Below are 14,736 nucleotides of genomic sequence, written 5' to 3'. Positions count from 1 at the left end.
CACTACCCGAAGCCCCGCGTGGCCACGCCCCCCGGCCGCCCTCCGAGTGTGAAAAGGCGGCCTCCGCCGCCGGGTCAAGGGTGGGCGCAGCCCATCGCGCAGCGACGCCGGAGGCGCCCTTGACGCGGTGGTGGAGGCCGCCACACTCGGAAAGAGGGCGGCCGCACCAGAAGCCCACTCGACACCCCCACCCCCAGAACCCCACCCCCGCTGACCTCAGTCGAACCAGCGGTCCCTCGCCAGTTCCGCCGTCCTCGACGGGTCCTCCAGCAGGGCCGCGACCTCGAAGCGGCGCGGCCACTGGCCCGCCGACCAGGCCAGGCCCGCCGCCACGCCCTCCAGGGTGGAGGCGTGGACCACGCCGTCCGCCGTGCGGCGCCAGTCGAGTTCCGTGTCCGCCGCCCGGAGTTCCTCGTGTTCGACGTACGTCGTGGGGGTCGTCGGGCCCAGGAGCGTGCGGACCGAGTCCGGCACCTCGTGCTCCTCGCCCACCGTCGCCACCTCCGCCTCGACCGCCTCGCTCAGCCGCCTCACCTGGAACAGCTCCGCCAGGTCCGCCGCCCGCGCCGGGGACACCGGCAGCAGCGGCACCCCGCCCGTCAGCGGCAGCAGGTCCGGCGCGTCCGCCACCATCGCCTCCGCCGCGTCCACCACGACCACCTCGCCGTCCACCACCGCGCGCAGTTCGTCCGGCAGGGTCACCTGCTCCGGGTCCAGGTCGGCGAGGGCCGTGTACAGCGCGTGGAGCTGGGCGTCCGTGACCTCGCGGGAGGGGTCCGCGAGGCGTGTGAGGAGTTCCGCCGCCCCGCCCGGCTCGTCGAGCAGCGCCGCCACCGACGTGCGGACCCCCAGGGCCCGCAGGACCTGCTCGTCCTCGAAGCCGGTCGCGTCGGCGGAGTCGTACAGACCGATCAGGAGCGGGTCCGTGCCCGCCGCGCGCAGGCCCGCCGGTCGGCGGCCGTCCAGGACGGGGTGGTCGCGGAGCCACCACGCCGTGTACGAGCGCACCGTCTCCGTCGTGCCGTCCGGCAGGAGGATCCGTACGGGCTGGGTGAGGGCGTCGCGGAGCGGGGGCTGCGCCAGCAGGGCCAGCGCCTGCGGCCAGGCGTCGTCGTCGACCAGGTCCAGGTCCCGTACGGCCACGATCTCCGTCGCCACCGGCGGCACCGGCGTCTCCGGCAGCCGGTCGAGGACGTCCTCGCACCACACGTCGACCGCGTCCAGGAGCCCCGCGTCGTCCGGCTCCGGGTAGTCGCCCTCGCGCGGCTCGACCTCGTCCGGGTCGAGGAGCAGGTCGGTGGCGCGGACCAGGGCGAAGGTGGCCAGCACTCCGCAGGCGGCGAGGGGCTGTTCGCCCCAGCGGGCGGCCAGTTCGCCGTCGACGTAGGCCAGTTCGTCCTCGCGCATGACGGCGGCGAACGCCGAGCCCGGCATCACCAGCTCGCCCGCGGGGGAGAGTTCGCCGTCCTCGTCGGGCAGTGCCAGCGCGCCCAGCCAGGGCTCGTCGCCCGGGTCGAGTTCCGCGTCCCGGACCAGGGCGAGGACGGTCTCGACGAGTTCGTCCGCGTCGAGGGTGTCGGCGTCCTCGTCCCAGATCTCGCCCGCGTCGAGGGAGGCCGCGACCGCCGCCCGTACCTGCGGGGTCGTCAGGACCGCGCGGGGCGTGGCGGGCAGGGCGCCCAGCTTCTCCAGGAGCGGGTGGGCGGCCTCGGGGTGGGCGACCTTCAGGCCGAGCCGGGTCAGCTCGGCGGGGGTCCTGTCCTGGGGCAGGAGGACCTGGCGGGGGCCGATCGCCGTACGGATCCGGGCCCCCTCGGCGGTTTCCGCGAGCGGCACCGGGAGGCCGGACAGGCGGTCCGGGTCGACGCCGGCGAGGGAGTCGTACAGGCGCCACCACCACGTCGGGGGGCGGTCCACCCCGGCGAGGCGGTCGATCGCCTCGGTCAGGGGCACGCGGCCGACGCCGAGGGTCCGGAGTTCGGGGCGGCGCTCCAGACCGGCGGGGAGCAGGGTCGGGAACACCTCGGCGAGGACCTCGACCGTGTCGGCGCCCGCGCCCTCCGCGACCTCGGCCTCGATGGGGCGGAGGGCGGGGAGTTCCTCGGTGGGGGCGGCGGGTGCCAGGAACGCGACCCTCGGCAGCCGGTCCAGGATCGCCTCGCGCAGGGCCCCGTCGAGGGGGCCCTTGCCGAGCGGGCCGGGGACGAGGTCGAGCGTGGCGGTCGTCACCGGCTGCCACTCGGCGAGGAGTTCGGCGTACGCGTCGGCGGCGCGCTGCACCAGGAAGTCGGTGAGCCGGCCGGGCGCCGGGTGCCGCCGCGCGGTGTCCAGGGGCAGGGAGGCGATGAGGAGCGCGGGGATGCCGAGGGGTTCGTCGGTGGGTGTGGGGGCGTGCACGACCGGGGTCGTACGCGGGTAGCGCGGGGCTCCCTCCGGGTCCACGGGTACGGCCCAGGTGACGGCCCAGTGGGGGCGCAGGCGCTCCTCGACCGGGCGGTCCTTGAGGAGTTCGGCGTCGAGGGGGCCGCCGTGGGAGACGGTCCGCCAGCGGTGGGTTCCGGTGGCGGAGTCGGTGATCTGCACGTATCCGTCGTCCTCGGAGCGGCGGAGGGTCCGTACCCCTTCCGGGGTCTCCACGACGATCTCCGCGAGCCCCGGAAGGGTGAGGAGGAGCGCGTCGTCGACGGAGGCGAGGAGCCGCTCGGCGAGGTCGAGGGCGGCGGTGTCGCGGAGCGGGAGGACGACGACGGTGTCGTAGCCGTCGGGGGCGGTTCCCTCGGCGGGCAGCGGGAGCCGGAGCAGGGGTACGTGGCCGTCGCGGCGGCGCAGTTCGTCGCCGAGGCCGGGGCTGTACCGGGCGGAGTCGGCGGCGAGTTCGCGGGCTTCGGCGAGGGACCAGCGGACGCCGCCGTGGCGGCCGAGGACGGCGGGCTCGTCGGTGACGGCGAGGACGGCGGCGAATCCGACGCCGAACCGGCCGACCGCGCCGTGGGCCTGCTGCTCGCGCTTGGCGGAGGCGCGGAGGGTCGACAGGGACTCGACGCCGGTGGCGTCCAGTGCGGCGCCGGTGTTGGCGGCGGCGAGGACGGCGGGGCCCTCGGGGTCCGCGGGGTGCAGGGTGAGCCTGAGGCGGCCGGGGACGCCGGCGCGGTGGGCGGCGTCGGCGGCGTTCTGGGCGAGTTCGACGACGAGGCGGTCGCGGTAGCCGCCGAGGGCGAGGTCCTCCTCGGCGTTGGCGTCCTCCCGGAACCGGGCGGGGGACGCACCCCAGGCGTCGAGCACACCCCGCCGCAGCCGGGCGGTGCCGAAGGGATCGGTTCCGTCGGTCGTCGTCCGGACGCTGACGCTCACGTCTGACTCCACTCTGCGGGGCGGTGATGGTGCGGGACCCGGGCCGGGGGCGAGGGTGTGAGCCCTTGGACCTGGGGCCCGAAGGTACCGCGCTCGGGGGCGGGGCTTTTGCCGGGGCGCGGTCGGGGGTGGGGGCGTGCGGGGGTGTGTGCGTGGGTCCGGGGTGCGTGGGGGCGGCGCGTCACGGCGCGACTTCCGGTCACCACGAGCCTCCCTTTGGCCGGGCGCCGACGCGGGCCCCGCTCGCCCGGGCGGTGACCCGGCCCTGTCGCGGGCCATCGCCCCCCGGGCCCCGGCGGTGCCCTCGCCCGGTCACGAGCCTTCGCCCCCGGGGGGCCGCCGGTCTCCCGGGGCCGCGCCCGCACCCTCGCCCGTCGTGTGGGCAATCGTCCCGCAGGGCCCGGGGGTCCCCCCGGACGGAGTCTGGGGGAGGGTGCGGACGCGGGAGGGGCCGGGATCGGCGGTGCCACGACCCCGGTCAGCGGCGGAGGCCGGCCGGGGTCGGGTGGGGAATCGGCCCGTGGGGCGTGGAGTCCGGGGCCGTCGGGTTACGAGTGGCCCAGGTCTTCCGAGGTGGCGTCCGGTTCTGTCGTCGAGCCGGAGTCCTTCGCCGGGCGGAGGGGGAAGGCGTCCGCGCCCATCGAGTCCAGGACCGGCGGCGCCGGCCGCGGCGGCTTCGGCATGATCGCGGCCTCCGAGTGGCCCCCGCAGCCGTACGCGAGGGACACGACCCGCCCGTCCGCCGGGGCGAACTCGTTGGCGCAGATGCCGAAGGTCTGCTTCAGGGAGCCGGCCAGCGGCACCAGGAACGCGCAGGACTCGCAGGTGGCCGGAGCCGCCTGGGCCATCGGCGTGCCGGCGCCGAAGGACTCCTCCCAGCGGTCCGCGGCCAGGTGGAGCCCGTACCGGGAGAGGACCCTGGCCCGGCGCATGCCGAGCTCCTCGGCAACCGCGGCGATCGCGCCCCGCGAAGGGGTACGGGTGACGATCTCGGCGTCCTCGACGTCGAGGTGGTCCGCCAGCTCCTCCGACACCACGGAGTTCGGCGGCGGCGCGTCCTCGCCCGTGTAGCCGGGCTCCAGGCGCAGGTCGTCCGCCTCGGTCGGCAGGAGGTCGCCGGGGCCCATGTCGCCGGGTCGCAGCCGCTCGCTCCACGGCACCCACTCGGGGGCGAGGAGGGCGTCGGACCCGGGCAGCAGGACGGTTTCGTCAAGCGTGACGTTCTTGGCGCGGGAGGCGCGGGTGACCGTCACCGCCCAGCGCCAGCCGCGGTAGCCGGGTTCCTTGGACTCGAAGTAGTGGGTGACGACCCGGTCACCCTCGGCGATCACTTCGACGTGGGCGCCGACGATGCCGGGGAAGGCCGCCTCCTCGGCAGCCTCCCGCGCAAGGTCTACGGCCTCGGCACACAGGCGGTCGGGGATACGCGTGGCTCGCGGGGTACGCGGGGTACCGCTTCGCGTCGTCGCAGCACTCACAGGTCTCGCTTCTCTCCTACGCCGTCTCACGGGTGCGCCGGCCGAGGGGCGGGAGCGAAGCCACGGGCGGCGGGCGGAGCGGACCTGTGGGCCGCATCGACGTCCGCGCACCCGACCTGTCTCGCGTGTCTCGGGCACACCTATCGCCATCCATTCTGCGGGATGCCGAAGAGGCGCGCGGCCGAGAGCTTCCGCCGGTGACGCGCTACGCACGCTACCCCGTTCACGGGCCTCAGCCCACCTGCCCGCCCCAAGTGGCCCGGATCGCGGACGTCCGGGGAGGGGCCGGAGCGCTGTTCCGGGGGTGGACGGGAGGGTGCGAAGGCGGCCCACGCCCCCCTCCTGCCGCCCCTGACGCGGCCGATGACATCGCCCGAAGTCGCCGTCCCCCGCCGCGCCACGGTTCGTCCGGCGCGCCGGTGGGGCACTATGACGGAGTGGCAGCCGCACGGTCCCCCGCACGATCCGAAGATCATGCCGGGCCGCTCCGCCGAGCGGGCCGGAAGGTCGGTCGCGCCCTGCACCTGCCGTTCACGGGGACCGCGAAGGGCATCCGCAAGGCCACGCACGCCCATGGCGCGGGCGAGTCGGGGCTCGGGAAGCTGATCGAGCTGCACGCGGTGAACGGCGCCGGCGATGTCATGATCACCGTCGCGCTCGCCTCCACCGTCTTCTTCTCCGTCCCCACCGACGAGGCGCGCGGCCGCGTCGCCCTCTACCTCGCCGTCACGATGGCGCCCTTCACCCTGCTCGCTCCGGTGATCGGCCCGCTCCTCGACCGCATCCCGCACGGGCGGCGGGCCGCGATGGCCGGCGCGATGCTGACCCGGGCGGTCCTCGCGATCATGATGTCGGCGGCGGTCGTCACCGGCGGCGTCGAGCTGTATCCGGCGGCGCTCGGGGTCCTGGTGGCCTCGAAGGCGTACGGGGTGGTGCGCAGTGCGGTCGTGCCCCGGCTGCTGCCACCGAACTTCTCGCTGGTGAAGGCGAACTCCCGGGTCACCCTGGCCGGGCTGCTCGCGACCGGTGTCGCCGCGCCCATCGGCGCGGGGCTCCAGGTGCTCGGGCCGCGCTATCCGCTGTACGGGGCGTGCGCGCTGTTCCTGCTCGGGGCGTTCTGGGCGCTGCGGATGCCGCCCAAGGTGGACTCGGCGAAGGGTGAGCGGCGGGCGCATCTGCTGACCCACGGCGAGCGGAAGCCGAGTCTGCGGACGGTGGGGCCTTCGGTCCTGCACGGTCTGCAGGCGAACGCGGCGCAGCGGATGCTGTCGGGTTTCCTGATCTTCTTCCTGGCGTTCCTGCTGCGCGAGCATCCGCTGTCGGGGCAGAGCGCCGCCGTCTCGCTGGGGATCGTGGGCGTGGCGGCCGGGGTGGGGAACGCCTGCGGTACGGCGATGGGCTCGCTTCTCCGGGACCGCGGGCAAGGGCCGGAAGTGATCATCGCCACGATGATCAGCGTGGTCTGCGCCACGGCGATCTGTACGGCGATCTTCTTCGGCGGGCTGATGGTGGCCGTCCTGGGCGCGGTCGCGGGCCTCACCCAGGCCTTGTCGAAGCTGTCCCTTGACGCGTTGATCCAGCGGGACGTGCCGGAGGCCGTACGGACGTCCGCGTTCGCGCGCTCCGAGACGGCGCTGCAGATGGCGTGGGTGGTGGGCGGCGGGATCGGCATCGCCCTGCCGCTGAACGGGGCCCTGGGGATGGCCGTCGCGGCCGGAATCCTGGCCACGGGTGCGCTCCTCGCCGTACGGGGGCTGCTCGCGGAGGCCCGGCGGAGGCCGGGGCCGAAGGGCCGGTCGAAGACGCGGGTGGCGTAGGGATCGCGTGCACCGGCCGCTTCCGCACCGCTTGCCCGCCGCTTCCCCGCCGCTTCGTCCCCGCTCCCTGCGTGCTCCCCCGCCGCCACCTGCGCGCTCCTCCGCCGCCCTCGTTCCGGTACCGGACAGCGGCACGCCGTACCCCCGCGTGGCGCGGGCGCGGCGGCCCGATAGCCTTCGGCTCATGACCGTTGCGTTCTTCTCCGGCTCGCGCCGCCGGGCCGCCGTCGCCCTCGGGGCCGTCTCCGCCGGGCTCCTCGTTCTCTCCGCCTGCGACAAGCCGACTCCGATCGCGACCGTGACGGTCGGGTCCGACTCGATCCACTCCGAGGCCGCCTGCTACAACGACGGCGACGCCATCAAGGAGTCACAGATCCAGCAGTGCCTCAACAAGAAGGCCGAGAAGTCCATCACCGTGGCGATGGACGACAAGATCCGCTTCGGGGTCGACCCCGAGATCGCGGACAACGGCTGGACCATCTTCCTCGGCGGCCAGCAGGCCGAGCCCGAGCCGTACAAGAAGACGTACCGGACCATTCCGGCCAGCGCCTTCTTCTCCAGCCAGACCGGCGAGGCCACCGACAACTCGCAGGTGACCATCGTCGAGAACACCGGCAAGAAGCTGACCGGTGTCTGGCACTTCCAGCTGAAGAAGGAATCCTGATCCTCCGGTGGTCCACCGGATCCTGATCGTGACGGCCGTTGCGGCGGAGGCGGACTCCGTCTCCGCCGGCCTCGGCCTCGGCGCCCCCGAGCTGCTTCCGCTGCCGGGGGGTCTCGTCCTGCGTCGGCACACGGACGCGCCGGACGATCGCGTACTGATCGACGTACTCGTCGGCGGGGTCGGACCCGCCGCCGTCGGCGCCTCGACCGGGACCGCGCTCGCGTACGCGGCGCTCACCGGCACCGGTTCCAGTACCGGCTCCGGCACCTCCTACGGTCTCGTCGTCTCCGCCGGGATCGCCGGCGGGTTCCAGCCCCTCGCGCCCCTCGGGTCCGTCGTCGTCTCCTCGGCCGTCGTCGCCGCCGACCTCGGCGCCCAGACCCCCGACGGGTACCTCACCGTCGACGAGCTCGGCTTCGGGCGGTCCGTCCACCCCGTGCCGGAGGCCCTGACCGGCCGCATCGCCGCCGTCCTGGAGGCCGCCGGCCGAACGCACACCGTCGGACCCGTGCTCACCGTCTCCACCGTCACCGGAACCGCCGACCGCGCCGCCGAACTGGCCGGGCGTCATCCCGGGGCCGCCGCCGAGGCCATGGAGGGCTTCGGTGTCGCCGAGGCCGCCGCCGCCTACGGCGCGCCCGTGGTCGAGATCCGGGCCGTGTCGAACGCCGTCGGCCCCCGCGACCGCGCCGCCTGGCGCATCGGCGAGGCCCTGCACGCGCTCCGGCACACCTCCGATCTGCTCAGCAAGACCGTCTTCCTGGAGCTGGAGCCGTCGTGACCAAGCTGAAGATCGCCTACTCGCCCTGCCCGAACGACACCTTCGTCTTCGACGCCTGGGCCCACGGCCGCGTCCCGGACGCCCCGCGGCTCGACGTGACCTTCGCCGACATCGACATCACCAACGGGTGGGCCGAGAGCGGCACCGACGGCCACGACGTCCTCAAGGTGTCGTACGCCGTGCTGCCCTGGATCCTCGACGAGTACGCGCTGCTGCCCTGCGGCGGCGCCCTCGGCCGGGGCTGCGGGCCGCTCGTCCTCACCCGGGAGGACGCGACCGGCGCGGACCTCGCGGGGAAGACGGTGGCGGTGCCGAGCGAGCGCTCCACCGCGTATCTGCTGTTCCGGCTCTGGGCGGCGGAGAAGGTGCCGGGCGGGGTCGGGAACGTCGTCGTGATGCCGTTCCACGAGATCATGCCCGCCGTGCGCGACGGCAAGGTCGACGCCGGGCTCGTCATCCACGAGGCCCGCTTCACGTACAAGGACTACGGGCTGTACCGCCTCGCCGACATGGGCGAGCACTGGGAGTCCACGACCGGTCTGCCGATCCCGCTCGGCGCGATCGTCGCCCGCCGCTCCCTCGGTGCGCAGACCCTGCGGCGGCTCGCCGAGGCGGCCCGTACGTCGGTGCGGATGGCCTGGGACGATCCGGCGGTCTCCCGCCCGTACGTCATGGAGCACGCGCAGGAGATGGACCCGAAGGTCGCCGACCAGCACATCGGGCTCTACGTGAACGAGTTCACGGCCGACCTCGGCGAGCACGGGTACGCGGCGGTCCGCGGACTGCTCACCCGCGCCGCGGCCGAGGGACTCGTACCGCCCCTCGGCCCGGACGCGCTCGCCTTCCCGTAGCGGGCGACGAACTCAGACGTCCAGCTGGTCCGCGACCGCGCGCAGCAGACCCGCGATCTTGGCGCCCTGCGCCTTGTCGGGGTAGCGGCCGCGCTCCAGCATCGGCGTGATGTTCTCCAGGAGCGTCGTCAGGTCCTGCACGATGGACGCCAGTTCGTCGGGCTTACGGCGCTGCGCCGCGGCGACGGACGGCGTCGGATCGAGGATCGTGACGGACAGTGCCTGGTCGCCGCGCTGGCCTGCGACGACTCCGAACTCGACCCGCTGCCCCGGCTTCAGTGCGTCGACTCCGGCAGGGAGTACCGACGAGTGGACGAAGACGTCGCCGCCGTCGTCGCGGGAGAGAAAGCCGAAGCCCTTCTCGCTGTTGAACCATTTGACCTTGCCGGTAGGCACGTCTGTCCTCGTCCTCGTCCTCGTCGGGGGATAGCAAACAGCGGGTCGACCGACCCGCCGGGACCAGGCTAATGGTCCGGAGGCCGGTGACAAGACGTCGCCGATGTGTTCCTTCGGCCTGGGAACTACCCTGGCCGGATGCGTAGTGAAACCCCTGCCGCACAGGCGAACGACAGCGCTCCGGGTGACGGCCTCGTCAAGGCCGGTGTCATCCTCTTCGCCATCGGCGCGGTGGCGACGCTGGTCACCGTGGCTCCGCTGTTCTTGGGGACGGACCCGTTCCCCACGGTCGCGTACACCGTCTCCATGCTCATGGGCGTCGGATTCGCCGTCGCCGCCGCCGGAGTGCTGCGCTCGATCGCGGCTCAGCGGCGGCAGGCGCGGGAGGGTGCGGCCTCGCCGGTTCGGGCCGGATAGCGCCCTCGTTCAGGCCAGGTACCCCTCCCACCAGGCGCGGAAGTCCGTCAGGTCCGTGAGGACGACGTCGGCGCCGGCCTCCGCGAGTTCCCCGGGGGCGCAGGGGCCGGTGGCGACGGCCACCGAGAGGGCGCCGGCCGTGGCGGCGCCGCGGACGTCGCCGATGTGGTCGCCGACGTACACCTGGGCGCCGTGGGCGCGCAGGGCCTCGGCCTTGCCCTCGGCCCACAGGCCGCCGACGAGCGCGTCGGGCTCGATGCCGAGGTGCGCGAGGTGCAGCTCGGCGTGCGGGCCGTTCTTCGCGGTGACGACGATGGTGCGGCCGCCCGCTTCGCGTACGGCCTGGATCGCGTCCCTCGCGCCCGGCATCGGCGCCGAGGGCTCGATCGCGTACGCCGGGTAGAGCGCGCGGTAGCGGGCCACCATCTCGGTGACCTGGTCCGCGGGGACCCAGTGGGCCATCTCGTGCTCCAGGGGCGGGCCGAGGCGGTTGACGACGAGGTCCGCGTCGACGGGGACACCGGACTCGGCGGAGAACGCCTCCCAGGCGGCCTTGATGCCGGGGCGGGTGTCGACCAGCGTCAGGTCGAGGTCGAAGCCGACGGTGAGCGGGGCGGAGGCGTTGTCCGTGGAGCGCGTCATACCGCCATTCTCGGGGAGCCTTCCGGGGGACCTACGGCCCGGGTGCTCGCATATGGCTGCTGCTTACACTGAGCCGAGCCTCACCCGACCGAACCCGCGCCACCCGCTCCCCGCACCACCCGATGGGTCCTGATGCCAGCCGCTTTCCGTTCCAGACGGGTCCTCGCGACCTCGGCGGCTCTCGTCGCCCTGCTCCTCGCCGTGCTCCTGAGCCTCGCCGTCGGCGCCCGGCCCATCGCCCCGTCCACGGTGTTCGACGCCCTGCTGCACGGCAGTACGAGTCCCGACGCCGAGGTCGTGCGGCAGCTCCGGGTGCCCAGGACCGTCATCGGCCTGATGGTCGGCGCGGCGCTCGCGCTCGCCGGTACCGCCCTCCAGGGCATCACCCGCAACCCGATCGCCGACCCCGGCATCCTCGGCATCAGCCAGGGCTCCTCGGTGGGCGTCGTCCTCGCGATCGCCTTCTTCGGGGTGCACTCGCTCACCGGGTACGTGTGGTTCGCCTTCGCCGGCGCCGCGCTCGCCGCGGTCGCCGTCCACGCCATCGCGTCCAGCGGGCGCGGCGGGGCGACCCCGGTGAAGCTGGCGCTCGGCGGGGCCGCGATCAACGCGCTGCTGCTCTCCGTCACCACCGGCATCCTCACCACCAAGGCCTCCGCGCTCGACGAGTTCCGGTTCTGGCAGATCGGCTCCCTCGACGGGCGGGACGCCCAGATCGTCGGCCAGATCTGGCCCTTCCTGCTGCTCGGCGCGGTCCTCGTCGTCTCCGTGGCGCGCGGACTCGACGCGCTCGCGCTCGGCGAGGACGTCGCCAAGGGACTCGGGCAGCGGGTCGCGACCGTGCGGATCGTCGGCGGGATCGGCGCGACCGTCCTCACCGGCGCGGGCGTGGCGGCCGCCGGGCCGGTCGCCTTCGTCGGCCTCGCCGTCCCGCACATCGCGCGGGCCGTCGTCGGCTCCGACCACCGGTGGGTGCTGCCGATGGCCGCGGTCATCGGACCCGTGATGCTGCTCGTGGCGGACGTCGCCGGGCGGATCGTGTTCCCGCCGGGCGAGGTGCCGGCCGGGGTGATGACGGCGCTGATCGGGGTGCCGTTCCTGGTGATGCTCGTCCGCCGCAAGGCGGTGGCGGCGTGAGCACCCTGTCCCCCGTGCGGCCCGCGAAGGGCACGCTGAGGCCCGCCGGGTACGGGCTCGTGCGCGCCGGGCGCGCCTCGTTCCTGGTGCACCGGCGGTCCGCAGTCGTCACCGTGGGCCTGCTGCTGCTCCTGGCCGCGGCCTCCGTGGCGTACCTCTGTGTCGGTGAGCGGTTCGTCGCCCCCTCCGAGGTCGTACGGATCCTCCTCGGGGAGTCGTCGCCGTCGACGTTCGTCGTGGCGGAGCTGCGGGAGCCGCGGCTCGTCGTCGCCCTCGCCGTCGGCGCCGCGTTCGGGGTGGCGGGCGCGCTGATCCAGACCGTGGCCCGCAATCCGCTGGCCAGTCCCGACATCATCGGCATCAGCCAGGGCGCGGGGGCGGTCACCGTCGCCGCGATGACCTTCGGGCTCACCTCGTACACCGTGCTGCCGTACCTCTCGATCGCCGGCGGGGTCGTCGCCGCGGCGCTCGTGTACGTGTTCGCGTGGCGCGGCGGGCTGCACGCGACGCGGTTCGTCCTCATCGGCATCGGGTTCGCGATCGCCCTGCGGTCGCTCACCACCCTCTTCATGACCAAGGGCGACTTCCTCGTCGCCCAGCAGGCGCAGATCTGGATGACCGGCTCGCTCAACGGGCGCGGCTGGGACGAGTCCGCGCCGATCCGCTGGACGCTGCTGCTCATGCTGCCGGCCGTGCTGTGGGCGGCCCGCGCCCAGCGGACCGTCTCCCTCGACGACGACACGGCGACGGCGCTCGGCGTACGGCTCGGGCGGGTCCGGCTGGGGCTCGTCGCGGTGGGGGTCGTGCTCGCGTCCGTGGCGACGGGCGTCGCGGGCCCGGTCGACTTCGTGGCGCTGCTCGCGCCGCAGATCGCCCGCCGGATGACCCGTACGGCGCAGATCCCGCTGCTCGCCTCGGCGCTGACCGGCGCCGCGGTGGTCGTCCTCGCCGACCTGCTCGGCCGGCGGCTCCTGTCGCCGATCGAACTACCGGTGGGCGTCCTCACGGCGGCCGTCGGCGCCCCGTACCTGATCTGGCTCATCGTCCGGAGCCGTACCGCATCCGCAGGAGGCAAGGCGTGAGCAGGCTGACCGCGCGCGAGCTGACGCTCGCCTACGAGGACCGCACCGTCGTCCACGAGCTCGACCTGGCGATCCCCGACGGCGAGGTGACCGTGATCGTCGGACCCAACGCCTGCGGCAAGTCGACCACCCTCCGGGCGCTCGGCCGGCTCCTCAAGCCGGCGGGCGGCGCGGTCCTCCTCGACGGGGAGGAGCTGGCGAAGCTCCCGACGAAGCGGATCGCCCGCTCCATCGGGCTGCTTCCGCAGACGCCGGTCGCGCCGGAGGCGATCACCGTCGCCGACCTGGTCTCCCGCGGCCGCCAGCCGCACCAGGCCTGGTGGAGGCAGTGGTCGGAGGAGGACGAGCGGGCGGTCGTCGAGGCGATGGACCGCACGGACGTGGCCGCGCTCGCCGACCGCTCCGTGGACGAGCTGTCGGGCGGGCAGCGGCAGCGGGTGTGGATCGCGATGGCCCTCGCCCAGGAGACGGACCTGCTGCTCCTCGACGAGCCCACCACCTATCTGGACATCTCCCACCAGGTGGAGGTCCTCGACCTGGTCCGCCGCCTCAACCGGCTGCGCGGCCGGACGGTCGTCCTCGTCCTCCACGACCTGAACCAGGCGGCCCGGTACGCCGACCACCTGATCGCCATGAAGGCGGGCCGGGTGGTGGCGGAGGGGCCGCCGGGGGAGATCGTGACGGAGGAGCTCGTGCGGGACGTCTTCGGGCTCGCGTCGGTCGTGGTCCCGGACCCGGTGACGGGGTCGCCGCTGGTGGTGCCGGGGGCGCCGTGGCATGCGGATGCCGATGCGGACGCGGGCGCGGGCCTGGAGGACGGTGCCGAGGTGCGCGCCGGCTGAACCGGGCAGCCCACCCCGGTCGGTGCCTGAGCCGGGCTCCCGGTCGGTGACCGAGCCGGGCCCACCCGGTCGGTGCCTGAGCCAGACTCCCGGTCAGTGCCCGAGCCAGGCCCCCGGTCAGTGCCTCCTGGACCTCCACAGCAGGAACAGGGCGGACGCGACCGCCGCGCCCCGGAGGACCCAGGGCCAGGTCTCCGAGATCGCCGCGCCCATCGCCTCGCCGCCCGCGGCCACCGGCTCGCCCCAACGGCCCTCCACCCGGCCCCACAGCCAGGCCATGCCGGAGGCAGCGGCCAGGCCCGGGATCACCAGGACGGCGCCCTTGACCTCACCGGGGGTCAGCCGGCGGGAGGCGTACGCGATGAGCCAGCCCGCGGCCAGGGCGACGAGGGAGCCGAAGAGCGCACCGCCGAGCAGGAGGAGCGCGGCGAGCAGGACGAAGGGGTTGGCGAGGCGGAGCCGGGAGCCCGGGGCCGCTTCGGGCCCGGTGTCCGCGTCCGCATCCGGCTCCGCCCCGGGGGCCGGCCGCTTGCGGCGGAGGAGGACACGGGCGAGGCGGCGGCGCTTCCCGGAGGACGGGTCCGGTTCGTCTCCGGCGCCCTCGCGGTCCTCGTCGTCCTCGTCCTCGTCGTCCTCGGCGACGGGTTCCCTGAACAGGTCCGGCCGCTCGACGCCGCCCACGAAGCCGGGGAGGCCGTCGGCGGCGTCGACCTGCCACCAGTCCGTACCGAGGTCGGAACCGGCTCCGGCTCCGGCCAGGCCGAGGGTGCCGGTGGTGTCGGGGGTGTCGGCGACCGCGGCGTCCGGGGCGGGAGTCGGCTTCGGCACCGCCGCCGGGGCCGCTGCCTCGCGGGACCGGCGGCTGCCCGGCACCCACGGGAGGCGCTTCCTCTCGGGCTTGCCCTCGCTCTTCGGCGTCCGCTCCCCCGCGCGAGGCTTCGGCACGGGCTCGCCCGCCGGCTTCTTCGCCGCTGCCGGAGGCGCCGCCGGGGCCGACGGCGGCGCCGCGCCCGGGCCCTCCGCCCGTTCCACCACCTCGTCCGGGGTTCCCAGCGCGCCGAGGATGCCCCGTATCGCCGCCGGGCTCTCCTCGCCGTGCGTGGCGCGGCGGCGGTCGATCTCGTTGCGGAGGGTGGACACCAGCCGCATCCGGTCGCTCGCCGGCAGCTGGCGCTGCTGGGCCAGATCGCCGACCCGGCTCAGATAGTCGTAGACCAACTGGTCGCTCTCGATCCCCACGGTGCCCCTCCACGGCCGGTTCGCCCGGTACGGCCCGAC

13 protein-coding genes are annotated in these 14,736 nt (G+C 74.6%); 8 read left to right on the top strand and 5 right to left on the bottom strand.

Going from position 1 to position 14,736, the window contains the following annotated elements; all coding sequences use genetic code 11:
• Positions 1-216: 216 nt before the first annotated feature.
• Both ACIP84_RS29815 and ACIP84_RS29810 read right to left on the bottom strand, forming a co-directional pair.
• A complete protein-coding gene (locus tag ACIP84_RS29815) occupies positions 217-3,363 on the bottom strand; it encodes a sacsin N-terminal ATP-binding-like domain-containing protein (RefSeq protein ID WP_355963814.1) in 3,147 nt (1,048 codons plus the stop codon).
• A 536-nt stretch (positions 3,364-3,899) separates the two neighbouring features.
• Positions 3,900-4,829 carry a DUF3027 domain-containing protein gene (locus tag ACIP84_RS29810; protein WP_355963815.1) on the bottom strand — a complete coding sequence of 310 codons (930 nt, stop codon included), beginning with the start codon at positions 4,827-4,829 and terminating at the stop codon, positions 3,900-3,902.
• A gap of 437 nt (positions 4,830-5,266) precedes the next feature.
• Here ACIP84_RS29810 and ACIP84_RS29805 point away from each other — a divergent pair, with 437 nt between their 5' ends.
• The 4 genes from ACIP84_RS29805 (at position 5,267) to ACIP84_RS29790 (ending at position 8,942) form a co-directional block, all read left to right on the top strand.
• Entirely contained in the window at positions 5,267-6,646 is a 1,380-nt protein-coding gene (locus tag ACIP84_RS29805; protein ID WP_355963816.1) for an MFS transporter, read from the top strand.
• 184 nt (positions 6,647-6,830) lie between these two features.
• A complete protein-coding gene (locus ACIP84_RS29800; RefSeq protein WP_401801937.1) occupies positions 6,831-7,310 on the top strand; it encodes a DUF2771 domain-containing protein in 480 nt (159 codons plus the stop codon).
• Between the two features lie 7 nt (positions 7,311-7,317).
• Entirely contained in the window at positions 7,318-8,091 is a 774-nt protein-coding gene (locus ACIP84_RS29795) for a futalosine hydrolase (protein WP_401801935.1), read from the top strand.
• Positions 8,088-8,942, top strand: coding sequence for a 1,4-dihydroxy-6-naphthoate synthase (locus ACIP84_RS29790; RefSeq protein WP_401801933.1), 855 nt, complete (start codon positions 8,088-8,090; stop codon positions 8,940-8,942). Before ACIP84_RS29795 ends, ACIP84_RS29790 begins: the two co-directional genes overlap by 4 nt.
• Before the next feature lie 12 nt (positions 8,943-8,954).
• Here the strand turns inward: ACIP84_RS29790 and ACIP84_RS29785 are convergent, their stop codons facing one another.
• Complete coding sequence (locus ACIP84_RS29785) at positions 8,955-9,338, bottom strand: cold-shock protein (protein ID WP_015035334.1); 384 nt, start codon at positions 9,336-9,338, stop codon at positions 8,955-8,957.
• Between the two features lie 138 nt (positions 9,339-9,476).
• Here ACIP84_RS29785 and ACIP84_RS29780 point away from each other — a divergent pair, with 138 nt between their 5' ends.
• The gene (locus tag ACIP84_RS29780) at positions 9,477-9,755 is read left to right on the top strand and encodes a hypothetical protein (protein WP_198955923.1); all 279 of its coding nucleotides are present in this window, start codon (positions 9,477-9,479) and stop codon (positions 9,753-9,755) included.
• Between the two features lie 9 nt (positions 9,756-9,764).
• Here ACIP84_RS29780 and ACIP84_RS29775 read toward each other — a convergent pair whose 3' ends face one another.
• Complete coding sequence (locus ACIP84_RS29775) at positions 9,765-10,397, bottom strand: HAD family hydrolase (protein ID WP_355963822.1); 633 nt, start codon at positions 10,395-10,397, stop codon at positions 9,765-9,767.
• A 132-nt stretch (positions 10,398-10,529) separates the two neighbouring features.
• Between ACIP84_RS29775 and ACIP84_RS29770 the strand changes: the two genes are divergently transcribed.
• The 3 genes from ACIP84_RS29770 to ACIP84_RS29760 are packed head-to-tail and all read left to right on the top strand — an operon-like array spanning position 10,530 to position 13,458.
• A complete protein-coding gene (locus ACIP84_RS29770) occupies positions 10,530-11,534 on the top strand; it encodes a FecCD family ABC transporter permease (RefSeq protein WP_401801930.1) in 1,005 nt (334 codons plus the stop codon).
• Positions 11,531-12,616 (top strand): FecCD family ABC transporter permease, encoded by a 1,086-nt coding sequence (locus tag ACIP84_RS29765; protein WP_401801927.1) that lies wholly within the window; start codon positions 11,531-11,533, stop codon positions 12,614-12,616. The genes ACIP84_RS29770 and ACIP84_RS29765 overlap by 4 nt, the downstream gene beginning before the upstream one ends.
• Complete coding sequence (locus tag ACIP84_RS29760) at positions 12,613-13,458, top strand: ABC transporter ATP-binding protein (RefSeq protein ID WP_401801924.1); 846 nt, start codon at positions 12,613-12,615, stop codon at positions 13,456-13,458. The genes ACIP84_RS29765 and ACIP84_RS29760 overlap by 4 nt, the downstream gene beginning before the upstream one ends.
• Positions 13,459-13,575: 117 nt before the next feature.
• Here the strand turns inward: ACIP84_RS29760 and ACIP84_RS29755 are convergent, their stop codons facing one another.
• Positions 13,576-14,697 carry a hypothetical protein gene (locus ACIP84_RS29755; RefSeq protein ID WP_401801922.1) on the bottom strand — a complete coding sequence of 374 codons (1,122 nt, stop codon included), beginning with the start codon at positions 14,695-14,697 and terminating at the stop codon, positions 13,576-13,578.
• Positions 14,698-14,736 lie beyond the last annotated feature (39 nt).

This window comes from Streptomyces sp. NPDC088707 (assembly GCF_044752725.1).
Taxonomy (GTDB): Bacteria; Actinomycetota; Actinomycetes; order Streptomycetales; family Streptomycetaceae; genus Streptomyces.
This window is presented reverse-complemented; position numbering and strand designations above follow the sequence as displayed.

Bases quoted from the DNA above. Each gene is read 5' to 3' on its own strand.
- ACIP84_RS29800 (WP_401801937.1), top strand. From the start codon at position 6,831: ATGACCGTTGCGTTCTTCTCCGGCTCGCGCCGCCGGGCCGCCGTCGCC.
- ACIP84_RS29780 (WP_198955923.1), top strand. From the start codon at position 9,477: ATGCGTAGTGAAACCCCTGCCGCACAGGCGAACGACAGCGCTCCGGGT.
- ACIP84_RS29775 (WP_355963822.1), bottom strand. From the start codon at position 10,397: ATGACGCGCTCCACGGACAACGCCTCCGCCCCGCTCACCGTCGGCTTC.
- ACIP84_RS29770 (WP_401801930.1), top strand. From the start codon at position 10,530: ATGCCAGCCGCTTTCCGTTCCAGACGGGTCCTCGCGACCTCGGCGGCT.